The organism is Spirosoma aerophilum, from assembly GCF_054782495.1.
On sequence record NZ_BAAGSJ010000004.1, the window covers coordinates 1,066,733 to 1,090,625 of the forward strand.

The window sequence follows — 23,893 nt, forward strand, 5'->3', positions numbered from 1 at the left end:
TACACACTAAAACTCATATAACAGCCACCAGGCTGCATTTATTTGATGCTGTTTGGGAATCGTCATGAACACTGTGTGTGTCCGGTTAGAAGCGATTGTACGTTTTGTGTGCTAGAAACCCGTATTTTTGTGTACACCCACCTCTTGATGTACTATGCTGTTCAGTTCAGCAATTTTCTTATTTCTATACTTACCCTTTTTTCTTCTCATTTATTACCTGTTGCCCCGGCAATGGCACAATGCCTTTCTGTTCGGAGCCAGCCTGCTGTTCTATGCCTGGGGCGAAGGGCCTGTTGTTCTGGTGCTGCTGGTCTCCGCCCTGATCAATTTTATTGCCGGGCGACTTGTGGAGAATGGGCACCGACGGGCGGGCCTGCTCCTGTCGCTGATCGGTAGTTTATCCCTGCTTTTTTACTATAAATACACGAATTTCCTCGTCGGCTCTCTTCATGGTTTTGCCGAAGCCCTGGCCCTGCCCATTGCCGATCACTTAACGATTGCATCGATTGCCCTGCCCATTGGCATCAGCTTTTACACCTTTCAGGGCATTTCCTATACCCTGGACATTTATTGGGGGCGCATAAAGGCCAACCGCAGTTTTCTGGATTATGGTACGTATGTAGCCATGTTTCCGCACCAGATTGCCGGGCCTATCGTTCGTTACGCCGATATTGCTCCGGAGCTCTCCGACCGAACCGTTACGATCGAAAAATTTGGCGTCGGGGCGGAGCGGTTCATTATCGGTTTGGCCAAAAAAGTACTCCTCGCCAATACATTTGCCAGTTTGGCCGACACTATTTTTAATGCACCGGCCAGCAGCTACCCAACAGAAACGGCCTGGCTGGGTATCATTGCCTACTCCCTTCAGATTTACTTCGATTTTTCGGGCTACTCCGACATGGCGATTGGTTTGGGAAAAATGGTCGGCTTCGATTTTAAGGAGAATTTCAACTACCCATATATTTCCCGATCCATCCAGGATTTCTGGCGACGCTGGCATATTTCACTCTCCAGCTGGTTTCGGGACTATGTTTATATTCCGCTGGGCGGAAACCGGGGCAGCAAAGCCCGTACTTACCGAAACCTGCTGATCGTGTTCTTTGTAACGGGTCTATGGCATGGCGCCAGCTGGAATTTTATCATCTGGGGTCTCTATCATGGCCTGTTTCTGTTGATCGAGCGGGCGGGTCTGAGCAAACGACTGGAACGAACCTGGTCGCCACTGGCCCATATTTATACGCTTTTTGTTGTACTCATTGGCTGGGTCTTCTTTCGGGCCGAAGATCTGTCAGCGGCTATTTTGTATTTGCAGAAAATGGCCGGTCTGGCACCCGTTGGCCGGGTAGCGTTTCCATTATCTTATTTTATAAATACGGAGCTGCTCGTTTCCCTGCTGGCTGGGTTCGTACTGGCGACACCTGTCTATCATCGGTTTCAAACGGTCTGGCATCGCCTGTTGGCACGAATGGTCGTTACGCCGGTGCGGCTAACCCTAAATGCTGCCTATGTTTTAGGTCTGGTTGGGTTGTTTGTGATGGCCGTCGCTTATCTGGCGGCCGATACCTATAACCCGTTCATCTATTTCCGATTCTAAACACAAAGAATGGAACCGGCTCTACCGGTTGTGCTCTTTTTTACCATGACAACAACACGTGCCCGAATTACGGCCTTCATTTTTGCCATTCTGCTGTTGCTGCCCACCCTGGATCAGTTACTGGGCTTGTCAGTGCGGTTCAGCAGTACCGAAAACCGGAACCTGAAGGGTATGCCCGTCGTGAACTTTCCGCATGTTCGCAGTTTTGTCAAGCAATTCGATCGCTATTACAAGGAAAACTTCGGCTGGCGGAATGCGCTTTTTTACATGTACAGCCGCTGGAAGTTCCATATCCTTGACCAGTCGCCCCTCCCTGAAAAAGTGGTGGTTGGTAAAGATGGTTGGCTCTATCTGGGCAACAGCTACAACAAGGTAGTGGATCAGCACCGGGGATTGCAGCCGCTTTCTGCCGATTCAGCCCGACGAATTGCCAGTCATCTGCTGGAACGGCAACGAGAGCTGGCCAGCCAGGGCGCTCAGCTGTATATTATTATTGCGCCGGACTCTCACACCATCTACCCTGAATTTTTACCCGATAATTTACAGGTAAGTTCTGAGCCGTCGCGGCTGGATGTACTCAAACAAGCAGTGGCTCAAACGAACCTGCATTTTGTCGATATTCGGGACACCCTCCGCTCGGCCAAACGGGATCATGTCGTGTATTACCAGACCGATACGCACTGGAATGAATATGGAACGCTGGTAGGGTGTGCATCCCTGCTCAATCGAATCCGGATCGATCAGCCCCAAATGCCTCCCGTTCGCCTGTCCGATTATTACATCGAGCGTCAGAAAGGAGGAGCGGGCGATCTGACAAAGATGCTAACGCTACAAGACGACCAGCGCGATCCCATTTATTATTACATCAGGCCCAACCCCGACCGGTCTGCCCGTAAAACGGCGAGTATTCCCAACGAAGCGATTGGCTACCCTTCCACCCGCTTTTCGGGTCCGGGCTGGGGCAGACTGTTCTTTGTGGGCGATTCGTTTAGCCACGGCATGATGAATTACCTGCCCGGTTATTTTCGTGAGTCTTACTTCATGCGCGGCAGTAAGCTGGACCCCACGCTGGTGAAAGCCGAACGCCCCACCACCGTCGTCATCGAAGTGGTCGAACGCAACATCTATCAACTGGCTACATTTTAAAGTAGTTGGAAAGTCGGTAAGCGGCTTCGCCTAAGTTGGTAAGTCGGTAAGTGGCTGACGCGAAAGCAACACTCGCGCGTCAGCCACTTATTCACTTAGGCGAAGCCGCTTACTGACTTACTGACTTACCGACTTACCGACTTAGGCGTAGCCGCTTACCGACTTACCGACTTACCGACTTACCGACTTAGGCGTAGCCGCTTACCGACTTACCGACTTACCAACTTACCAACTTAGGCGTAGCCGCTTACTAACTCAAAATCAAATCGGCGGCTTTTTCGGCGATCATGATAACGGGGGCATTGGTGTTGCCCGATACGATGGTAGGCATGATGGAGGCATCTACGACGCGCAGGCCGCTCATGCCCCGAACGCGCAGATCAGCATCTACCACGGCCATTTCATCCGACGCAACGCCCATTTTGCAGGTACCCACCGGATGATAGACCGTTTCGAGTACACTAAGGAGGTGTTGCCATAGGTCATCATCCGATGCATGAACAGCGGGCAAGTGAATCCCCTGGCTGTACGGGCCAAACGCATCGGCCTGCATCACCTCAATGGTTTTCCGAAGACCGCTGAGCATCACCTGCCGGTCGGCGTCGTCAACCAGATAATTGGGTTGAATCAGCGGAGCGTCCAGCGGGTTGGCGGAACGAAGGCCAATGTAACCCCGACTTTTGGGTTTCAACAACGTAGGTAACACCGTAAACCCATCCGTCGACGGATAGGTCGATAGGTCATAAAAGTCGGTTTCGTTACCGCTTCCGAAATGAATGGGCGCGAAATGAAGCTGCATATCAATACGCCCGTCGTTCTCGTGCCCGGCCGCCATTTGATCGGTTTTAAGAAAAGCAACGGCTTCGAGGGGGCTGATGGTCAGCGGCCCTTTTTTGCTGATAACATACTGAGCCAGTGCTTTCAGCTGGTTGAGCGGCTTGAGGTGAAAATTAGCTGAACTGCCCCGCTGCGAACTCAGGCAGCTAACGCCCGAAAAAACATGGTCCTGCAGATTTTGCCCCACACCCGGCAGCTCTTTCTTAACCGAAACACCCGCCGTTCGGAGTGCATCCGCTGGCCCGATACCCGACAGCATGAGCAGTTGTGGCGACTGGAAAGCCCCCGCCGACAGAATAACCTCCCGGCGAGCCGTTGCCTGCTGTGTCTGGTTTTTACCCGTTATAAATTCGACCCCTGTAGCCCGATCATGTTGAATCAGAATCTGCTTCACCTGGGCATGCGTAATAACCTTGAGGTTCGGCCGATTCAGCGCCGGAAACAGGAAAGCCGTTGCCGTACTGTGCCGTCGGCCATTTTTTATGGTGAACTGAAACAAGCCCGTTCCTTCCTGCCGGGCGCCATTATAATCGGCGTTGGGCGAAATATCCACCTGCGTACAGGCTTTGACAAAAGCACCCGCCAGAGGAGTCTGGAAGCGGGTGGCGAAGGTTACGTTCAGCGGACCTGAATTTCCATGGTAGTGGGGGTCGAGCTGGCTGTACTGCTCGTTATGTTCTGACCGGATAAAATAGGGTAATACATTGTCGTAATCCCAGCCCAGGTTCCCCAGCGCAGCCCAGTCGTCGTAGTCGACCCGGTTCCCCCGTACGTAGGCCATGGCGTTGGTTGATGAGCACCCGCCCAGCGTTTTACCCCTTGGCTGATACATCCGACGGCCCCCAAGTGCCGTTTGTGGCTCGGTCCAGAAGCTCCAGTCAACAGTGCTACCGTGTAATTTGGTGTAAGCGGCCGGGATATGAATTTCCAGCTTTTGATCGGGGCCGCCCGCTTCCAGCAGCAGTACCGAGTTGGCCGGGTTAGTGGATAAACGGTTGGCCAGCACACAACCCGCCGAGCCGGCACCCACAATTATACAGTCGAAATCCATAACCTTATTTGACGTACCAGAGAAGTAAATTACAATAATTTCTACAGATAAGTCAACTTAATAATATAGCCCTTTCCATTTATAACCAGGTCAGGGCCATACCACAACTACAAACGTGGCACGGCTTTCATAAAATGGGTTGTTTCCCAGCTAGGCCTTCAATTGAAAAGCCGGTTAGGTTCGTGTTTTCGGTAGAATGAAAACACGAACCTGACCGGCTCTTTAGCGAATCCTCAAATGAGGATCAATTATTCAGTGGCTAATTCCGCCAACACGGTAACGCCCCCTTTGGTTACGTCGCCAATGTTCACTTTGATTTCAGCATCGAGTGGCAGAAACACATCTACCCGCGAGCCGAATTTGATAAAGCCGAACTCTTCACCCTGCTTAACCGGCTGATTCTCCTTCACATACCAGATAATGCGTCGGGCCACCGCCCCGGCAATTTGCCGAAACAACACCTGCGTACCATTGGATACTTCAACGACAACCGTTGTCCGTTCGTTTTCAGTACTTGACTTCGGGTGCCAGGCCACTAAATACTTGCCGGGAAAATACTTGAAGTAACGAACAATACCCGTTACCGGATTCCGGTTGACGTGCACATTCAGCGGTGACATAAAAATGGACACTTGCCGACGGCGGTCTTTGAAATATTCGCTTTCCACGGTTTCTTCAATCACAACCACTTTCCCATCAGCCGGTGCAATAACCAGTTTTTCACCACTTGTGAGCGGCCGGGTTGGAATGCGAAAGAACTGAACAATCAATAAAAACAGAACTACACTTATCAGCGCCAGTAAGATAATGGCTGTCGAATTATCGGAGAACAAATAATAATACGCCAGCAGGTTCAGGACCAGCAAAACCAGTCCTGTGGTAATCATAATCGTTTTTCCTTCGCGGTGTAAACGCATAATAATAGGTAAGGTGTAAATGTATGATGTATTGTTAATGCATCAAGTATGAGCAAAAATATACATCATACAGTACACATCATACATTTTATGGTAAATCAGTAACCGCCCCGGAATTTGTAGGTACTGGCTACTTTATCGATTGCGACAATATAGGCCGCCAGGCGCATAGGCACCTGGTAGCGCTGCGACGTGTCAAAAACCCGATCGAAGGCGTCTTTCATAACCCGGTCGGCCCGCCGATTCACCCGGTCGAGCGTCCACTTATAACCGATGCGGTTTTGTACCCATTCGAAGTAGGAAACCGTTACCCCGCCAGCGTTGGCCAGAATATCGGGTACGACCAGAATGCCTTTGCTGTTGATAATTTCGTCGGCACTGGCAGAAGTCGGTCCATTGGCCCCTTCCACGATCATTTTGGCCTGAATGGAATTGGCGTTATCGTCGGTGATAACGTCTTCTTTAGCAGCGGGCACCAGCACATCGACCGCCAGTGACAGCAGTTCTTCATTGGAGATCTTTTCCGCTCCGCCGAAGCCTTCCAGCGTGCCTTTGTTCCCGTTTCGGTAAGTTACAGCCGCTGTGATGTCGATCCCATTGGCGTTGTAATACCCGCCCGAAATATCGCTCACGGCAACCACCGTAACGCCCCGTTCGTGGAGCAGTTCGGCCGCAAATGAGCCTACGTTTCCAAAGCCCTGAATAGCGGCCGTTGTTCGGTATGGATTCATCCGGAGCTTGTCCATAGCCGCCAGAGCGGCTACTGTAACGCCCCGCCCCGTGGCTTCGGTGCGGCCCAGCGAGCCACCCAATACCAACGGCTTACCCGTTACCACGTTGTTTACGGTCATTCCTTTGGCTTTCGAATATTCATCGACGATCCAGGCCATTTCGCGCGGCCCCGTACCCATGTCGGGTGCCGGAATATCGCGATCCGGCCCAATCACGTCGAGCATAGCTACGGTATATTGCCGAATGAGTCGCTCAATTTCGCCCGCCGACATTTCGCGGGGGTTGCAGGCAATACCACCCTTGGCACCGCCATAGGGAATATCGACTACCGCACATTTCCAGGTCATCCAGGCCGCCAGCGCACGAACCTCGTCGAGGTGAACGCCCGGATCGAGCCGGATACCCCCTTTGGCAGGCCCCAGAATGTTTGAGTGAATAACCCGGTAGCCTTCAAAAACCTTAATGGACCCATTATCCATCGTAACGGGAAGGCCAACAATAACCTGCCGGGCCGGCACTTTTAATATATCATACATCTCGTCGGAGATGCCCAACAATTTAGCAGCCGCATCGAAACGCGACATCATTGACTCAAGCGGATTTTCTTTGTCTTTTATTGGAGCTGGTTCAATATATCCCATGGCGTTACTTTAACTTCTTTTTTAGAAACAAAATTTGTGCATGAAGTGTCTTGCAAACTTAATAAATCATAGCAGCACATTGCGAAAGGTCTATTTTTTCTACGATTAATGAAATATCAGCAAACCATACAATTGTTCACGATTTATTTTTATAACAATAGACTTTTGTTGTGACATAACCATATACCAAAGATTAGTTTGAAATTCCACAAAAAGCCTAGACAATGAAATTTCTAAAAATTTAACTTATTAACTGACTATTGATTGAATAAATGCAAACAAAGCATTAATTTTGTACCCAAATTAAGGGACACACCATCTAACGTCATACTTGATATGATTCAGGAAGATAAGAAACGTTATTCGGAAGAGGATCTGAAGGAGTTCGAAGAACTGATTAGTCAGAAACTCGACGCCACCCGAAGCGAGCTAAACTATATAAAAGAGACGCTCAGCAAACGGAACGATAGTGGCACAGATAACACCTCCGGCAATTCGAAATTGCTTGAAGATGGTGCAGATACCAGCGAGCGGGAAAATTTGAGCCAACTGGCTGCCCGGCTTCAGAAATTCATCCAGCAGCTCGATGCGGCAATGGTCCGCATCAAAAACGGCACTTACGGGGTGTGTAAAGACACCGGTAAGTTGATACCAAAAGAGAGACTCCGGGCTGTTCCGCATACACAACAGACAATCGAAGCCAAACTACGGCAATCAAAGTAATACCTATCACCTGAAAGGGGGAAATCGCTGAATTTCTTCCTGTTTAGAAAATAAAAAGCTCCGGCAAAGAACTTGCCGGAGCTTTTTATTTTCCTTATATTTTTAAACAAATTAGACGTTTGTTTGTAAATACGGCAGAGAGAAATTTTAATTTTAAGAAATCATGTTCGAACGCTTGGAAGAAATTCGGGAGAATATATTCCGCTATCTGGAAGCTCGCATTGAGCTATTTACGCTCGAAAGCCGGGGAAAAATTGAGGAGGGCGTTGTTGTTGCCGTTCATAGTATTGTGCTGGCCCTTTTGGCCACCATGAGTCTTATATTCATATTCAGTTTGTTGGCCGCTTACTTAAATGAGGTAACAAACAGCCGGTATCTGGGTTTTTTAATTGTGGCTGGTTTTTTTCTGCTATTGACCGTGATATGGATGGCAGGCAAAGATTTTTTCAAATCCAAAATTCGGGAGGCCGCTTACAGCGCTATCAAGAAAAGTCAGGAAAAAAAGCTTGACGAAAAATCAAATGCCGTCGAAGAATTAATGGCGCAGACACGCTCGTCTATGAGTGGAAACCCGGCTCAGAAAACCAATTAGTCAACGCTGACATACAGCCACTAAAACCAACAATTAACCGATTCTCTTTACACGAATCCCTATCGAATCACAATGGAAGATCCCAAAGTACCTTTTGCCGATACAACGGCCCGCCGGGCCCAGCTGATGGCCGCTACAGAGCAGTTCAAAACCTCTATTACCGACGGCGTGGAGTCCATAAAAGGCGAAGCGACCGAGGTTGGTAAAACGACCGTGTTTGTAGCGGGTGTCGCTTTAGCTGTATATTTGGTAGTTAATGCCATTCTGCCTAAGTCCGACGAGTACCGGTATGCCGAGAAATATGGTGAACCCGACGAACAGGATTTCGACGATGAGGACAGTGATTATGATGAGGAGAACGAAATGTCTGCTCAACCCGTCACGCACCGAGCCGTTAAAAAACAGGCAAACAAAATACAAAAATCAGCCGCTGCCAGTGGATTGATAGGGGGTCTTTTAACATCTGTACTCACTAACATCGCCCGCGAGCAGCTAACCGGATTTATAGCCCGCATTCGTACAAATAATGCCATCAATCCAACCGCCGAACCAACCCAATACCACGAACAGGCCACCACAAAGCCTGTTAACTACACTACGGGATTATAAGCAGTCTGGTCGAAAAGCATTTGCCGTCCTGCTCGATCCTGATAAGATCGAGCAGGACGCTTTGTCTACACTAATTGCCCGCACCGCCAATTATCCGATCGATTTCTTTCTGGTTGGTGGTAGTTTAGTGACGGATTATATTCATAAAGACGTTATTGCCGCCATTCGTCAGCAGTCCACGACGCCTATTATCCTCTTTCCCGGCAATCCGCTCCATATTGAGCCCTCGGCAGACGCTATCTTTTTCTTATCGCTTATCTCCGGGCGCAATCCGGATTTTCTCATTGGGCAGCACGTCATTGCGGCACCGCTCTTAAAGAAAAGCGGCCTGGAGATTCTGCCTACGGGCTATATGGTGGTCGATAGCGGCACACAAACAACTGTTTCCTACATTAGTGGTACCATGCCACTCCCGCACGATAAACCCGGTGTAGCGGCCTGCACGGCCATGGCAGGCGAGATGCTTGGTCTGCAACTGATGTACCTGGATGCAGGCAGTGGTGCCCGTCGGCCTGTATCATCCGTTATGATTTCTGCCGTTCGGAGCGTTATTGATCTGCCTATCATTGTGGGTGGCGGTATCAATTCAGGTGAGAAAGCTTATGAAGCCTTAAAAGCCGGTGCCGATATGATTGTAGTTGGCAACGGCATTGAGCATGATCCTGACCTGTTACCTCAGTTATCGGCGGTTGTGCGTCAGTTCAATGAATCCCTTGTCCGGAACTAGTCTATGAAAATTTTTCTCTCTACGCTGTTGCTTCTGGCAACCACGCTGTTTCTACCCGAAAAGTCGGCAATGGCTCAATCGCAGAAAGTATACACGGTAGTCGAGCACCAGCCCGAATATCCGGGTGGACAAGCGGCTCTAAGTCGTTTTCTGGCCGATAACATTAAGGTACCGGGTTCGCTGGGACGGAAGATTTACATCATGGGCCCTATTTCCGCCAAGTTTATTATTGATGAACTCGGCTACGTTCACGATGTACGTATTACCACAAAGCCTTTCGACCAAAAGGCACAGGACAAGAAGACGCAGAAAGAAATTCAGAGCTTTATGACGAATATCATTCTAGCCGTTGAGAAAATGCCCCGCTGGGAACCGGGCGAAGTTGACGGCAAGCGCGTTCCGGTATTTTACACGATGCCGATTGAGGTGAACATGCAGTAGAAGTTAGTAAGCGGCTTCGCCCAAGTCGGTAAGTTGGTAAGTGGCTGACGCGAAAATAAAACTCGCGCGTCAGCCACTTACCAACTTGGGCGAAGCCGCTTACTGACTATTTTACACATTCATCAACGACTCCCGACGGCGCATTTTGCCGGCCGGAATACCGAACATCATTTTGAAACGACGGCAGAAGTACGCCGTGTCTTTATAACCTACTTCGGCCCCAATGGCCCGGATGCTCTTTTTGCTCGTGCGCAGCAAGCCAACAGCGGCTTCCATGCGCTGGTATTCGATGTAATCCTGTGGGTTAATACCCGTCAGCATTTTAAAATACTGCCCCACATAGTCTTCCGATACGTTCGCAACGTTCGCCAGTACCTTGTTCGACAGGTCGCCACCGAGATTCTCTTTGATATAGGCGAAAATATCGATCAGACGAGGGTCTTTAAAGTAGGTGCTGTTGGTAACGAGTTGCTCAACGAACAGGTGGTTTTTCAGAATATACCGAACAACCTCAATAACGATCTCTTCAGTTTTAATCTTGATGATTCGTCCTTTGCCTGCCAGGTCGGTCATTTCTTCGGCCAGAATCTGGTCGATCGTCGTCGCCAGGTGCTCTTCCCGTTTGATAATGAACGGAGGCACATCGAGCGAGTTGAAGAAGTTGACCGAGTCAAAAACTTTGGCCTCGAACGACACGTACCCAAAGGAGTTAGGCAGATGACCAATTAATTTAGGGTCGTGGTTGCCTTCCCAGTACGATTCCCGGTGCGTCATGAACTCTTCGTTCGAGACAATTTTCGGGTTTGTAGGGTCGCCATAGGTCACCGTGACGTGTTTGCCACCCGGAATGAACAGCATATCCCCCACGTCTACTTTAATCTTTTCGTCGCCAATAGAGACTTCGCCATTGAAAAGAATCAGTAAAGTGTTTTCAACATCATAGAAATTTTTGATGGTGATGGGCTGTAATATCCGAATGTTTCGGGCCTTGATGAACTTCACGCCCAACGATTCGATAATTTTATTATAGTCTTCCATAGTCGAAAGAAGTGTTGCCTAGATTGAATTCGTGCGTAAAGTTGCACAAAACTAATAATTTGTACAAAACTAATACAAGTATAAAAGTTTCCAAATAATAAAAAAAATAGTGCGTATTCGCATCGAACACGCACTACACCTTTAGAAAAATTCTATTTTACCAAGAAATGGACTAGCGAACGAGCTCGCGGGCTATCACAAGTTTTTGTATTTCCGATGTACCCTCATAAATCTGAGTAATTTTTGCATCCCGCATAAAACGCTCTACATGAAATTCTTTTACATAGCCATAGCCCCCGTGAATCTGAACGGCTTCGGTAGTAGCCCACATCGCAACATCCGACGCAAATAATTTGGCCATGGCCGCTGCCTGCACATAATCTTTGTGTTCATCTTTCAGCCGGGCGGCTTTGTAGACCAGCAAGCGGGCCGCTTCGATCTTTGTCGCCATCTCGGCCAGCTTAAACTGAATGGCCTGATGATCAAATATTTGTTTACCAAACGCTTTGCGTTCCTGGCTGTATTTTAACGATAACTCATACGCACCGGCGGCAATACCCAGAGCCTGCGCGGCAATGCCTATTCGTCCGCCGTTTAGGGTCGACATGGCAAATTTAAACCCGAAACCATCTTCGCCAATACGGTTTTCCTTAGGAACCTGCACATCCGTAAACAGCAAAGAATGCGTGTCGGAGGCCCGAATACCCATTTTATCTTCCTTTTTGCCAACAACAAAGCCGGGCATTCCCTTCTCAACGATCAAACAGTTGATGCCCCGGTGTTTTTTCTCCCGGTCTGTCTGTGCAATCACCAGGCAAACGCCTGACGATCCACCATTTGTTATCCAGTTCTTTGTCCCGTTCACTAGATAATAATCGCCTTTATCTTCAGCTGTAGTGGCTTGTGAGGTTGCATCTGACCCCGCTTCCGGCTCCGATAGGCAAAAAGCGCCCAGCGTTTCACCGGAGGCCAGACGGGTTAGGTATTTTTGCTTCTGTTCTTCAGTTCCGAAGGCTTCCAGACCATAGCAAACAAGCGAATTATTGACCGACATGATCACCGAAGCCGACGCGTCGACCTTGGAGATTTCTTCCATGGCCAGCACATACGCTACCGTGTCCATACCTCCACCGCCATAATCGGGTGATACCATCATGCCCAGGAAGCCTAATTCGCCCATTCGCTTTACCTGCTCGGCCGGAAAGCGGGCTTCGTTGTCTCGCTCAACAATACCGGGCAATAACTCGGTTTGCGCAAAATCGCGGGCGGCTTCCTGAACGGCCAGGTGTTCTTCCGATAAATTAAAATTCAATCCCTGTAACTCCAGCGTTGCCGATGCCATCTGAATTGCGTTGTTTAGTTCTGTTGATAATTGAAGCAGTGTAAATATACGTAAAAAATAGTAAAATAGTATGCATGCATACTATTTTACTAGTCGAATAGCAAGACGACCAACTCAGCAATACAGGCGGGTTTAGGCGTTTGTTCCAGTTCAAATGTACATTCGATTACCGCCTTTACGCCGTTAGCCTGTGGTTCAACCTGCAGTAAGCGAGCTTTCATTCGTAACTGGCTGTTCACCGGTACGGCATTGGTAAAACGGATTTTATTAGCTCCGTAGTTAATACCCATTTTCACAGATTCGACCCGGTAGAGTTGAGCCATGAGTTTTGGCGCGAGTGAAAGCGTCAAAAAACCATGAGCAACAGGCCCTTTGAATGGAGATTCCCGAGCAGCCCGTTCTGGGTCCGTATGGATCCACTGGTAATCGCCGGTAGCCTCCGCAAAACGATTGACCATATCCTGAGTTATAACAATATAGTCCGTCTCGCCAAGCGATTGCCCGGTATGAGCAGCAAATTGGGCCAGATTCGTGAATGTGTACATCATAATGGCGGGTATGCTAACTACGAACTGACGGGTACGATTGTTTATTAAACGTCGTCTGTAATTTTGCCTGTATGTCTAAAACCACAGACGCTTTTGAATTAAGGACCAGCGATAGCCGGATGACGTACCAGAAATTTGGTAGTGGTCCGGCCATTCTAATTGCCTTTCACGGTTTTGGACAAAGTAAACAAGTATTTCAGCCGCTGGACAAATTACTGGGCCGGAAATTTACTATTTATGCCATTGATCTCTTCTTTCATGGCAACAGTCACTACCTGGGCGATCAACTATTAACAAAGTCGATCTGGCGCAAATTAGTCGAGCAGTTTCTGGAGGTCCATGCCATCGAGCGGTTTTCGCTGATGGGTTTCAGCCTCGGCGGCCGATTTGCGTTAGTCACAGCGGAGCTTTTCGCCAGCCGCCTTGACCAGCTTATCCTGATCGCTCCCGATGGAATCACGCTCAATGGCTGGTATCGGGTAGCCACCCGCTCGCGTTTTGGACGAAGTATGTTTCGCTATGTGTTACGCCATCTATCCATGCTCACAACGTTTGGACATGGGCTAACACGTCTGGGTTTGTTAAATAGAACAGCCATGCGTTTTGCCGAAATTTCGCTGGGTACACCGGCACAACGGGCATTGGTATACCGGAGCTGGACGCAATTTCGCTTCATTAAGCCTGACCTGCCTGTTTTGGCCGGTACACTGAACGAACAGACGGTAAGCGTCCACTTTTTTATGGGTGCGTTTGACCGCATTATACCCGGCACGTACATATTACCCCTGACGAAACGTCTCCGGCATTTCGAGATAACGACCTTAAGAACGGGGCACAACCGATTGATTGAGATGGCGGGGGAGAAATTGGCGCGAGTTTAACCACCCCCAACCCCCTCCTTGAAAAAAGGAGGGGGCTAGAACAAGGGTGCCCCGTTACATAGCCCCCTCCTTTTTTCAAGGAGGGGGTTGGGGGTGGTCACTCCAGTTAGGTGTGTTTAAGCTCGTCATTACTTAAGCGACCGTTGGATAACTTGCCACAGCCCCGCAATGGAAACAAGAATCAGAACAACAACAACGATCTGGGTCCAGGAGCTTTGATTGGGATTTTCCAGCAACGCCTTTATTTCACGGGCTTCGTGGCCCGACCAGATGGCGATTAGTGTTCGGGGGGTCATTCCCAGAAAACCACCCAGCAAAATATTCCTCAGCTTCGCACCCGACAGGGCGAACATCAGGTTCGTCAGGCCAAAGGGAAGGATGGGCGACAATTTGGCGAAGAAAATAACTTCCAGCTCATTGTTCAGAATGCGATCCAGCACTGACTGTGCTTTCGGATTACGCTTCAGAAACGCCATGAACCGATCATGGTCGAGCCATTTGACCAATAGATTGATGATGAGTATCCCGCCGAAGTTGATAATAAAAATAGGCAATACGGCTTGCCAGCCCAGAAAATAGCCGAAGATAAGCGCCAGCATGGTCGGTGGCGTCAACCCGGCAGATGTAATGGAACAGACGATTGTAATCAGCGCCCACTGCCAGGCCGAAAAACCCGCAATGGTGGCTTCGTGAACTACGGCAAAGTAGGTCAGCAGGGACGTAAAGACGATGGGGGTCACCGACAACAGTACCCCTAAAAGGGCCGGTCCGGTAACGGATTTAGGAATAGCTAATTTCACACTTTAACAAACGGGGAAAGGGCGGTTCTGGTTTTAGTTGTCAGGCGACGTGCCGCTCAACGTTACAATCTTCGTTACATTTGACTATGAAATTCGGAACCAAAGCCATCCATGCCGGTATTGAGCCGGACCCCACAACGGGCGCGATTATGACGCCCATCTATCAAACATCGACCTACGTTCAGGAGTCGCCGGGTAAGCACAAAGGCTACGAATACGCCCGCACGCAGAACCCTACCCGGACAGTTCTGCAAAATAACCTCGCGGCCCTCGAAAACGGCAAACATGGTATTTGTTACTCCTCAGGTTTAGGCGCAACAGACGCGATTTTGAAACTGTTCAAACCCGGCGATGAAATCATTGCCAGCAATGACCTCTACGGCGGCACCTACCGCATTATGGTGCGGGTGTATCAGGAATTTGGCCTGAAGTTCCACTTTGTCGATTTATCCGACGCAACGAAGCTGGAAGCCGCCATTACCCCCGCCACCAAGATGGTCTGGATTGAAACGCCCACCAACCCACTGCTTCGTCTGGTCGATATTTCGGTTATAGCAGCCATTACCAAACAACGTGGTATTCAATTGGTGGTCGATAATACGTTTGCCTCGCCCTATCTGCAAAATCCGCTCGATTTAGGGGCCGATATTGTCATGCACTCGGTCACGAAATACCTTGGTGGTCACTCCGACACGGTCATGGGTGCCATCATCCTGAACGACGACGAAACGGCTCAGCGGCTGGCATTCATTCAAAATGCCTGTGGTGCCGTGCCGGGTCCACAGGATTGTTTTCTGGTACTGCGCGGCATCAAAACGCTGCATGTCCGGATGCAGCGCCATTGTGAGAATGCCCAGAAAGTAGCGGAGTATTTGCAGCAACACCCGAAAGTGAGTCAGGTTTACTACCCCGGTCTGCCCTCGCACCTCGGCCATGAGCTGGCGAAGAAGCAGATGCGTGGCTTTGGCGGTATGCTGTCGTTCGAGCTGAAAGGCGATTCGATGCCCGAAGCGGTTCGGGTTATGGAGAGTTTCGAGGTGTTTTCCTTAGGCGAATCACTGGGGGGTGTAGAGTCGCTGTGTACGCATCCTGCCAGCATGACCCACGCCAGCATTCCGAAAGAAGAACGAATCAAAAATGGCCTTAAAGACACCCTCATCCGGCTCAGCGTGGGCATTGAGGATGTAGAGGATCTGATTCAGGATCTGGAACGGGCCATTGGTTAGAACCGCAAGGGCGACCCCGCAGGATTTATATGATTTTTTTGACTGACTATGATTTTTCAAGCTTTCGCAGAAACGGTGGATTTGAATCATAGTCAGTCAAAAAAATCACATAAATCCTGGTTTAGAAACGCACCCGAACCCCCGCCAGGAAATTCCTCCCCGCTTGTGGATAATACCCATTATCGGCTGTTACTTTCCCTTCCGAGATATACGCGTAGGTGTAGCCATTCGACTCATACAGTTCGTTGAGCACGTTGTTGAACAGCAGTGTGAACGCGATTTCCTGCGCGAATTTGGGCTTGATTGAGTATATCACCCGAATGTCGTTCGTGAAGTAGGGGTTCAGTTTACGACTTTCGTTCGAGGTGTTGTCCATGTACTGCTTACCCACGTATTTCGAGAGTAAGCCCAGTTCCAGGCCTTTAGCGGGCGTGAACAATAACTGCGAACCGGCAATGACGTTGGGCGAAAACGAAATATCCGTCTGGCTATACTGACGGCTTTCCTGCTGGCCGTTATCGAAGTTATCCAGATACTCCGTGAAGTTCTTCACCTTGTTCTGACTGAAGGTCGCGTTGACATTCCAGCGCAGTTGTTTGGCTAGTTTTGCCCCCGCTTCCAGCTCGATACCGGCCCGGTAACTGCTCGGAATATTTACCCGGTTATACGCCCCTACGTCGTTCAACTGACCCGATAAAACCAGTTGATTTTTATAGTTCATAAAATAGGCGTTGGCCGTAAATGCCAGATTCTCGTTCTGCACTTTATAGCCCGCTTCGTAGTCGATCAACTTCTCCGCTTTCGGGCGACTTTCGGGCGTCGATTGGGTGTAATCGTTCCGGTTTGGTTCCCGCTGCCCCACGCCTACCGACGCATATACTGTGCTGCGGTCGTTAATGGTGTAAGTTAAACCCGCCTTTGGGTTGAAGAAAGTGAGCGTTGCATCCTGCTGAACGTTCTGCAGTTGGCTGTTGAAGCCTAGAAATGAATAGTTAATCGTCCGAATCTGCGCGTCAGCAAAACCATTCAGCTTAGGCGTAAACTGATAAAACGCTTTAGCAAACAGATTGAAATCACGTTTGGTCGCATCGTCCTGATAATAGCGATCGCGGATATTACTGCTCCCGGCCACCCTCGACCAGATAATTTCGCCGTAGTGAATGCCTTTGTATTGATTCCAGCCCCCACCAATATTGGCTGTCAACTTCCCGAAGCTGTTATAATCGAACGAAAAGACGGTGCCATAGAAATCGTTGTCGAGCCACAGCCGCCGAATCAGATCCGTGCGCTGGATGGTCGAATCACCAATCACGACATTCGGCAGACCGTACTTGCTGAAGGCATCATCCGTTTTATATTCTTCATAATACCCTTTTCCTTTTGTGTAGAAGAACGACAGGTTAGCCCGCCAGTTTTTAGTCAGCTCGTGCGAGGTGATCAACTGGTAATTATCCTGCTGATAGTTGTCGGTCTGGTTGTCGTACGTGAAAGAGTTGTAGGTCCGGTTCGTTTTCAGGAATTGTTCCGGCACGCCGTTCCAAGCCTGGTACGTTTTCTCCTGGCCTGAAAACACATTGAGCCGAAAGAAACTCTTTTTGGTATAATAGCCGCCCGAGAGATAAAACGACTTCAGATCAGACGAAGCACGGTCGATATAGCCATCTGAATAAATCTTCGACAGGCGGGCATCCAACACAAAGTGGTTATTTAAAAGGCCCGTTCCAGCCAGTACGTTCACTTTTCGCGTCCCAAACGAGCCACCCGACAGGTTCACTTCGGCATAGGGCTTCTCTTCCAGCTTATTCGTCTGAATATTGACCGACGCCCCAAAAGCCCCGGCACCATTGGTCGAGGTACCTACCCCGCGCTGAATCTGAACCGTACTCACCGACGACGCAAAGTCCGGCATATTCACAAAAAACGTCCCCTGCGACTCGGCATCGTTATACGGAATACCGTTCAGCGTTACGTTTACCCGTGTGGCATCGGACCCGCGAATGCGAATACCGGTATAGCCCACACCCGCCCCGGCATCGGAGGTCGTGACGATGGAAGGCGTGAAATTGAGCAGTTGCGGAATATCCTGCCCCAGGTTCAATTTGTTGAGGTCCCGGCGCGTAACATCGGTATAGGCAATGGCCGATTTCTGATTGGCGCGGGTGGCACTCACTACGACTTCATCGACCGCAACGGCGGTTTTCAATAATTTTATCGATAGTGAAGCGTTTTGATTTGGATCAACCGTCTGTGTTTTAGTTTCATAACCCAACATAGATACCTGTAGTACAACAGGGGCCGCTTTGAGGTTGGTCAGTCGAAACGTACCAGACGCATCCGTATAGGTACCTTTATACGTACCTGTCAGTACAACAGATGCACCGGGCAGCAGACCACCGTCGGCATCGCTGACAACCCCAGAAATGGTGAGTTGCGCCCAGGCGGGACGAATGGATAGCCACAAAAGGGCTATAAATAGAAAAAAGTAAGTCGTCGGTTTTTTCATGACGAAAAAGCTTGACGATAGGCAAGGGGCCTGTCCTACCTTTTATTAGGTATGATGGTTGTAAACACCCACAGACACAATCTGTGAATTCATTTCCCTTCGCGGCATTACCCGCGCAGGTTCAATGGGTATAATCTCAGCCCGTTAGGTTAGGGCACCCCTTAGAAGATTAGCGAGGCAAAGTTAACTCAATTTTAACAAAACAAGATTTCGCCATCCATCGTTTTTTGTTTTGAACTAGTATATTGACGTATGAGCGAGTTTGATTTAGTTGTACTTCAGGAAGATTTAGCAGGCGGACGCCTGAAAATTGGTGATGTTGGCACGATTTTGACTGTTTATAACGAAGGCAAAGGATTCGAAGTTGAATTTGTGACACTTACGGGTGAAGCAGTTGCGATTGAGACGCTTCTGGCGCATCAAATCAGACCTGTACGTTCTTCGGAAGTACTGGCTGTACGCGATATGACGCTACAGGAATAAAATGAATCGTAAACTTTTGAGGCATACCCTTTTCCATGATTGTAAATATTCCTAATTTTGCACTCCAAATTGCAAAAGCATGAGCAAGAAGAATCCAGGCCTGGACTTTTTAGAAGACCCGGACGCCTTAGAAGGAAAATTAGAAGATGTTGGTGATTATTTCCAACAGAACAAAAATATTGTGCTGGGTATCCTGGGCGGTATTGTACTGCTGGTGGCTGGTTTTGTGGGCTATCGGTTCTATACAAGCTCTCAGGACGAAACAGCTCAGGTTGAAATGTTCCCGTCGGTCTACCAACTCGAAGCCGATTCGCTGAAGAAAGCCCTCAATGGCGATGGCAGAAACCCTGGTTTACTGGCCGTTGCTGATAATTACGGCTCGACCGCCAGCGGTAATCTGGCCGAATTTTATGCCGGTATTGGTTTACTGAAAGAAGCTAAATACGATGAGGCTATCGACCATCTGAAAAGCTTCAGTTCGTCGGATCTGCTGGTGCAGGCTCGTGCCTACGCGCTCATCGGTGATGCCTACATGGAAAAGAAAAGCTTCGACGAAGCGGCCGATTACTACCGCAAAGCAGCTGACTACAAATCGAACAAGTTCTTCACGCCCGGCTACCTCATGAAGCTGGCCCTTGCTTATGAGCAAGCCAAACAGAACGATAAAGCGATCGAGACCTACAACGAAATTATCGAAAAGTACGGCCAGTCGGCCGAAGCGCCCAATGCGAAAAAGTATAAATCCGTGCTGGATGCAGCGGTTGGCGAGTCGTAAGCGTACTTGAATAGATCAATACAGCAAAGGACAAAGCCAACCCGGTTTTGTCCTTTTTTATTGTCTTAACCGGGATTTATTTGATTTAATTGACTGACTATGATTAGTGATATTGGCCTTCAAAGAAGACCTGAATAGTAGGACTAGTAAAATCAAAAAAATCCGCAAGGCAGTATAATCAAGGCAATCATTAAAATCAAAAAAATCCCGGTTTAGATGGCATCAGACTTAAAAAACCTCAGCGTCTTTTCAACAGACGAACTCCCCGATATAAGCCACCGAAAATTTGGCATTCTGGTTTCTGAATGGAACACCGAAGTGACCGAAGCCTTATTTGAAGGAGCGTATCAAACGCTGCTTGCTCACGGAGCCAGGGCCGAACACATCATTCGGGGCAACGTGCCGGGTAGCTACGAGTTGAGTTTAGCGTCGCTCTGGTTCGCGCAGCGCGACGATATCGACGCCGTTATTGCCCTCGGCTGTGTCATTCAGGGCGAAACCAAGCACAACGATTACATTAACCACGCCGTGGCGCAGGGGCTCACCAACGTTAGCCTCAAAACCGGCAAGCCCGTTATCTTCGGCGTCCTGACGCCTAACGACCAGCAGCAGGCCATCGACCGGGCGGGTGGCAAACACGGCAACAAAGGCGACGAAGCGGCCATCACCGCTATCAAAATGTTAGGCTTACAACAACAGGTTTATAGTAAATTTTAAAGAGCGAAAGAGCGAAAGAGCGAATGGTGAAAGGATTGCATATCCACTCAACTCACCTGATATTCAATCTTTCGCTCTTTCACTCATTCACTCTTTCACTATTATGCACGTCTGGAAATTTGGCGGCACATCGGTCGGGAAGCCCGAGCGTATGCACTCCATCCGTACTCTGATTACCAGCGACGATACCCGTAAAATCGTCGTTCTGTCGGCTTTGTCCGGCACCACCAACGCCCTGCTGGCCATCGGCGAGTCGCTGAAAGCGAATAACGATGCCGATGCACATGCCAAAATCGACGCACTGAAAGCGCATTACGATGCCTTTCTGAGCGAGTTGTACAAAACCGCCGATGGGAAAGCGGCCGGTCAGAAGATTGTGGATAGCGAATTCTCGTTCATCCGCTCGCTGACGGGTATCAAGCCGTTTACGTTGAAGCAGGAGAAAGAACTGGTGGCCGAAGGTGAGTTGCTGAGTACGCAGATTTTCCAGGCGTATCTGGTTGAGGAAGGGGTTCCGTCTACGTTGTTGCCCGCGCTGGAGTTCATGCGTATCGACGCCGACAACGAGCCTGAGATTCAGTATACCGAGCAAAAACTGGCCGAACTGCTGCCCGCTCACACCGATAAGCAGATCATTGTTACGCAGGGCTTTATTTGCCGGAACCCACGGGGCGAAGTCGACAACCTCAAGCGGGGTGGTTCGGATTACACGGCTTCGCTGATTGGCGGTGCCATCCGGGCGGAAGAAATCCAGATCTGGACCGACATCGACGGGATGCACAACAACGACCCGCGTATCGTTAAAAACACCTTCCCCGTTCGCGAACTGACCTTCGACGAAGCCGCTGAGCTGGCGTATTTCGGTGCGAAGATTCTGCATCCGTCCACGATTACGCCTGCCCGGATGTTCGGTGTTCCCGTTCGGTTGAAAAACACCATGGACCCGGCCGCTCCCGGCACGCTCATCGCCGACCGTACCTCCAGCGAAGTCTTCAAAGCGATTGCGGCCAAAGACGGCATCACGGCCCTGTACATTCACTCGACCCGTATGCTGAACGCGTATGGGTTCCTGCGCCGGATCTTCGAAATTTTCGAGAAGTACAAAACGCCGGTCGATATGATAACGACCTCCGAAGTATCGGTTTCCGTAACGATTGACAATACTGAGCGTCTGCAGGAAATTACGGACGAACTGAACACGTTCTGTACGCTCGAAGAGCCCGATCACGACCAGACCATCATTTGTATTGTAGGTAACTTCAGCGCCGATAACGAAGGGGTAGCGGTGCGGGTGTTCAACGCCATGAAAAACATCCCGATCCGGATGGTCTCCTATGGCGGTACCGAGAGCAACCTGTCGCTGCTCGTTCATGGCCGTTACAAGGCCGACGCGCTGAACGCCTTGAACGACGGATTGTTTTCGGTGTAACTTTGCGCTTCAGACCTATAAGGTTTCAAAAACCTTATAGGTCTACTACTTCCCAACTCACTATGACTGACGAGCAATTTTTACAGGTAGTAAAGAAGCAAGTCTGCGGAATTGACCCCCAGGCCGAAGTTTGGCTGTTCGGGTCAAGAGCGCGGGGCGATGCTCGTGCGGATTCGGACTGGGATTTTTTAGTATTTACGAACAACGACCTGTCCAGGGGGAGGAGGTGGCAGTTTTCAGATAAATTATACGACATTCAATTAGAGACCGGTCGAATGATCAGCACCGTTGTTTGGCCCCAGCGGGAAAGACGTCGTTATGAAGTTACGGACTTGTATCAGAATGTAATGGACGAGGGCATCAGACTATGAGCGGTACTAAAGTTGATTTGGTCAAGTATCGTCTTGAGCGTGCCGATATGACTCTTGCAACGGCTCGGTTACTAATAGATGGCGTTAATGACTCAGGAAGACATTCGAATCAAATCACATTCAGGTGCCAAAGCAATGTTTGAGTTGCATTTCATAAAAACCGGTAAGGTAGAGTCAAGATGGGGAAAGTTATATGTACGCCTATCAGACGCACGACACGAGAGTGATTATGCGGCCTTTTCTACATTCGATGAGAATGATATTGTTCCCCTACTCCCACAAACTCAGGAATTTATTGACGTTATCAAACGTCTGATTAACCAATAATATGCTGCAACTCAATTTTATCCGCGAGAATAAAGACACCGTGTTGGCGGGCCTTGGCAAACGATATTTCGCCAATGCCGAAACGGTCGTCGACGATGTGCTGACGCTTGACCAGAAACGGCGCGATACCCAAAAGGAGCTTGACGATGTATTAGCGCAATCCAACGCCAAAGCCAGTCAGATTGGGGCGTTAATGAAGGCGGGGGACAAGACCGCTGCCGAAGCCGCCAAAGCTGAAACCGCCGAGTTGAAAGTTCGCTCAAAAGACCTCGCCGAAGCCCTGCGCCAGGTAGAAGTTGAGTTGCAGGCGGTGCTCGTCACTATTCCGAACATTCCGCATAGCAGCGTTCCTGCCGGTCGCAGTGCTGACGATAACGAAACTATTCTGGAACATGGCGACAAGCCCACGCTTCACGAAGCCGCACAACCACACTGGGAGCTGATCAAAAAGTACGACATCATCGACTTCGAACTGGGTGTCAAAATCACCGGAGCGGGTTTTCCAGTCTACAAAGGCAAAGGAGCGCGGATTCAGCGGGCGATGATCAACTTCTTCCTCGACGAAGCGCTGAAAGCCGGGTACGTAGAAGTTCAGCCACCGATTCTGGTCAATGAAGATTCGGGATTCGGCACCGGGCAACTGCCCGATAAAGAAGGGCAGATGTATTTCGCCACCGACGATAAACTTTACCTGATTCCAACCGCCGAAGTACCCATTACAAATATTTACCGGGATGTCATTCTGAACGAAAATCAGTTGCCGGTGAAAAATGTGGGGTACACACCCTGTTTCCGACGGGAAGCGGGTTCGTGGGGTGCTCACGTTCGCGGGTTGAACCGGCTACACCAGTTCGACAAAGTGGAAATCGTGCGCATCGAACGGCCCGAAAACTCGTACGCGGCACTGGAAGAAATGAGCCTGCACGTGCAGGGCCTGCTACAAAAACTGGAACTCCCTTACCGCGTTCTGCGCCTGTGTGGGGGCGATATGGGCTTTACTTCGGCTCTTACTTACGACATGGAAGTGTGGTCGGCGGCACAGCAACGCTGGCTTGAAGTAAGCTCCGTCTCGAACTTCGAAACCTATCAGGCCAACCGGCTCAAATTACGGAGCAAGCTAGAGGGAAAAATGCAGCTCATGCACACCCTAAACGGCTCGGCACTGGCGCTGCCCCGCATTCTGGCTTCTATTCTGGAAAACAACCAAACGCCGGAAGGTATCCGGATTCCGAAAGTGCTGGTACCGTATTGCGGATTTGAGGTGATCGACTGATGTAATACCGAGCGGGCCGACGCTCGGTACCACATTTTGGTAAAAAAAGGAAGGCGTGCCACGGTTCGAACCATGGCACGCCTTCCTTTTTTACCTGAACACTAATTAAGTGAATAATGGCTAAATGCAGGTTAGCATTCGTTTAACTGAAGATCAGAATCCAGGCTAGA

24 protein-coding genes are annotated in these 23,893 nt (G+C 49.6%); 16 read left to right on the forward strand and 8 right to left on the reverse strand.

Annotation, left to right across the window (positions count from 1 at the left end; all coding sequences use genetic code 11):
• The first annotated feature begins 154 nt into the window (after window positions 1–154).
• Both ACYVK4_RS06315 and ACYVK4_RS06320 read left to right on the forward strand, forming a co-directional pair.
• Window positions 155–1,594 carry an MBOAT family O-acyltransferase gene (locus ACYVK4_RS06315; protein WP_461126627.1) on the forward strand — a complete coding sequence of 480 codons (1,440 nt, stop codon included), beginning with the start codon at window positions 155–157 and terminating at the stop codon, window positions 1,592–1,594.
• 9 nt (window positions 1,595–1,603) lie between these two features.
• A complete protein-coding gene (locus tag ACYVK4_RS06320; protein WP_461126628.1) occupies window positions 1,604–2,740 on the forward strand; it encodes an alginate O-acetyltransferase AlgX-related protein in 1,137 nt (378 codons plus the stop codon).
• A 250-nt stretch (window positions 2,741–2,990) separates the two neighbouring features.
• Here the strand turns inward: ACYVK4_RS06320 and ACYVK4_RS06325 are convergent, their stop codons facing one another.
• The 3 genes from ACYVK4_RS06325 to ACYVK4_RS06335 form a co-directional block, all read right to left on the reverse strand.
• Window positions 2,991–4,628: a GMC family oxidoreductase gene (locus ACYVK4_RS06325; protein ID WP_461126629.1), complete on the reverse strand. Its 1,638-nt coding sequence runs from the start codon at window positions 4,626–4,628 to the stop codon at window positions 2,991–2,993.
• Window positions 4,629–4,876: 248 nt separating this feature from the next.
• On the reverse strand, window positions 4,877–5,545 hold the full coding sequence (locus ACYVK4_RS06330) for a phosphatidylserine decarboxylase family protein (RefSeq protein ID WP_461126630.1): 669 nt from the start codon (window positions 5,543–5,545) through the stop codon (window positions 4,877–4,879).
• A 98-nt stretch (window positions 5,546–5,643) separates the two neighbouring features.
• A complete protein-coding gene (locus ACYVK4_RS06335) occupies window positions 5,644–6,918 on the reverse strand; it encodes a Glu/Leu/Phe/Val family dehydrogenase (protein ID WP_461126631.1) in 1,275 nt (424 codons plus the stop codon).
• Window positions 6,919–7,254: 336 nt separating this feature from the next.
• Here ACYVK4_RS06335 and ACYVK4_RS06340 point away from each other — a divergent pair, with 336 nt between their 5' ends.
• The 5 genes from ACYVK4_RS06340 to ACYVK4_RS06360 all read left to right on the forward strand — a co-directional run bounded on the left by ACYVK4_RS06340 (window position 7,255) and on the right by ACYVK4_RS06360 (window position 10,010).
• Complete coding sequence (locus ACYVK4_RS06340) at window positions 7,255–7,641, forward strand: TraR/DksA family transcriptional regulator (RefSeq protein WP_461126632.1); 387 nt, start codon at window positions 7,255–7,257, stop codon at window positions 7,639–7,641.
• A gap of 163 nt (window positions 7,642–7,804) precedes the next feature.
• Window positions 7,805–8,233 carry a phage holin family protein gene (locus ACYVK4_RS06345; RefSeq protein WP_461126633.1) on the forward strand — a complete coding sequence of 143 codons (429 nt, stop codon included), beginning with the start codon at window positions 7,805–7,807 and terminating at the stop codon, window positions 8,231–8,233.
• 72 nt (window positions 8,234–8,305) lie between these two features.
• A complete protein-coding gene (locus tag ACYVK4_RS06350; RefSeq protein ID WP_461126634.1) occupies window positions 8,306–8,842 on the forward strand; it encodes a hypothetical protein in 537 nt (178 codons plus the stop codon).
• On the forward strand, window positions 8,760–9,569 hold the full coding sequence (locus ACYVK4_RS06355; protein ID WP_461126635.1) for a phosphoglycerol geranylgeranyltransferase: 810 nt from the start codon (window positions 8,760–8,762) through the stop codon (window positions 9,567–9,569). Before ACYVK4_RS06350 ends, ACYVK4_RS06355 begins: the two co-directional genes overlap by 83 nt.
• 3 nt (window positions 9,570–9,572) lie before the next feature.
• Window positions 9,573–10,010, forward strand: coding sequence for an energy transducer TonB (locus ACYVK4_RS06360; RefSeq protein ID WP_461126636.1), 438 nt, complete (start codon window positions 9,573–9,575; stop codon window positions 10,008–10,010).
• 111 nt (window positions 10,011–10,121) lie between these two features.
• Here ACYVK4_RS06360 and ACYVK4_RS06365 read toward each other — a convergent pair whose 3' ends face one another.
• From ACYVK4_RS06365 to ACYVK4_RS06375, 3 genes are all read right to left on the reverse strand, one after another.
• Entirely contained in the window at window positions 10,122–11,048 is a 927-nt protein-coding gene (locus ACYVK4_RS06365; protein WP_012930100.1) for an AraC family transcriptional regulator, read from the reverse strand.
• A gap of 172 nt (window positions 11,049–11,220) precedes the next feature.
• Window positions 11,221–12,390: an acyl-CoA dehydrogenase gene (locus ACYVK4_RS06370; RefSeq protein WP_461126637.1), complete on the reverse strand. Its 1,170-nt coding sequence runs from the start codon at window positions 12,388–12,390 to the stop codon at window positions 11,221–11,223.
• 89 nt (window positions 12,391–12,479) lie between these two features.
• The gene (locus ACYVK4_RS06375) at window positions 12,480–12,935 is read right to left on the reverse strand and encodes a MaoC family dehydratase (RefSeq protein ID WP_461126667.1); all 456 of its coding nucleotides are present in this window, start codon (window positions 12,933–12,935) and stop codon (window positions 12,480–12,482) included.
• Window positions 12,936–13,009: 74 nt separating this feature from the next.
• Here ACYVK4_RS06375 and ACYVK4_RS06380 point away from each other — a divergent pair, with 74 nt between their 5' ends.
• A complete protein-coding gene (locus ACYVK4_RS06380; RefSeq protein ID WP_461126638.1) occupies window positions 13,010–13,819 on the forward strand; it encodes an alpha/beta hydrolase in 810 nt (269 codons plus the stop codon).
• 128 nt (window positions 13,820–13,947) lie between these two features.
• On the opposite strand, the gene ACYVK4_RS06385 is transcribed toward ACYVK4_RS06380, so the two are convergent.
• Entirely contained in the window at window positions 13,948–14,619 is a 672-nt protein-coding gene (locus ACYVK4_RS06385) for a TVP38/TMEM64 family protein (protein ID WP_461126639.1), read from the reverse strand.
• A gap of 86 nt (window positions 14,620–14,705) precedes the next feature.
• On the opposite strand from ACYVK4_RS06385, the gene ACYVK4_RS06390 reads away from it, so the two are divergent.
• The gene (locus tag ACYVK4_RS06390) at window positions 14,706–15,845 is read left to right on the forward strand and encodes a cystathionine gamma-synthase (RefSeq protein WP_461126640.1); all 1,140 of its coding nucleotides are present in this window, start codon (window positions 14,706–14,708) and stop codon (window positions 15,843–15,845) included.
• Window positions 15,846–15,966: 121 nt separating this feature from the next.
• Here the strand turns inward: ACYVK4_RS06390 and ACYVK4_RS06395 are convergent, their stop codons facing one another.
• Window positions 15,967–18,348, reverse strand: a complete 2,382-nt coding sequence (locus tag ACYVK4_RS06395) for a TonB-dependent receptor (RefSeq protein WP_461126641.1) — start codon at window positions 18,346–18,348, stop codon at window positions 15,967–15,969.
• A gap of 252 nt (window positions 18,349–18,600) precedes the next feature.
• Here ACYVK4_RS06395 and ACYVK4_RS06400 point away from each other — a divergent pair, with 252 nt between their 5' ends.
• The 7 genes from ACYVK4_RS06400 (at window position 18,601) to serS (ending at window position 23,723) form a co-directional block, all read left to right on the forward strand.
• Window positions 18,601–18,831, forward strand: coding sequence for a DUF4926 domain-containing protein (locus ACYVK4_RS06400; protein WP_461126642.1), 231 nt, complete (start codon window positions 18,601–18,603; stop codon window positions 18,829–18,831).
• 79 nt (window positions 18,832–18,910) lie between these two features.
• Complete coding sequence (locus ACYVK4_RS06405; RefSeq protein ID WP_461126643.1) at window positions 18,911–19,606, forward strand: tetratricopeptide repeat protein; 696 nt, start codon at window positions 18,911–18,913, stop codon at window positions 19,604–19,606.
• Window positions 19,607–19,822: 216 nt separating this feature from the next.
• Entirely contained in the window at window positions 19,823–20,323 is a 501-nt protein-coding gene (ribH, locus tag ACYVK4_RS06410) for a 6,7-dimethyl-8-ribityllumazine synthase (protein WP_461126644.1), read from the forward strand.
• 103 nt (window positions 20,324–20,426) lie between these two features.
• Entirely contained in the window at window positions 20,427–21,752 is a 1,326-nt protein-coding gene (locus tag ACYVK4_RS06415; RefSeq protein ID WP_461126645.1) for an aspartate kinase, read from the forward strand.
• Window positions 21,753–21,814: 62 nt separating this feature from the next.
• The gene (locus ACYVK4_RS06420; RefSeq protein WP_461126646.1) at window positions 21,815–22,123 is read left to right on the forward strand and encodes a nucleotidyltransferase domain-containing protein; all 309 of its coding nucleotides are present in this window, start codon (window positions 21,815–21,817) and stop codon (window positions 22,121–22,123) included.
• Window positions 22,124–22,210: 87 nt separating this feature from the next.
• Complete coding sequence (locus tag ACYVK4_RS06425; RefSeq protein ID WP_461126647.1) at window positions 22,211–22,450, forward strand: HEPN domain-containing protein; 240 nt, start codon at window positions 22,211–22,213, stop codon at window positions 22,448–22,450.
• Window position 22,451: 1 nt separating this feature from the next.
• A complete protein-coding gene (gene serS / locus ACYVK4_RS06430) occupies window positions 22,452–23,723 on the forward strand; it encodes a serine--tRNA ligase (protein WP_461126648.1) in 1,272 nt (423 codons plus the stop codon).
• The last annotated feature ends 170 nt before the right edge of the window (window positions 23,724–23,893 follow it).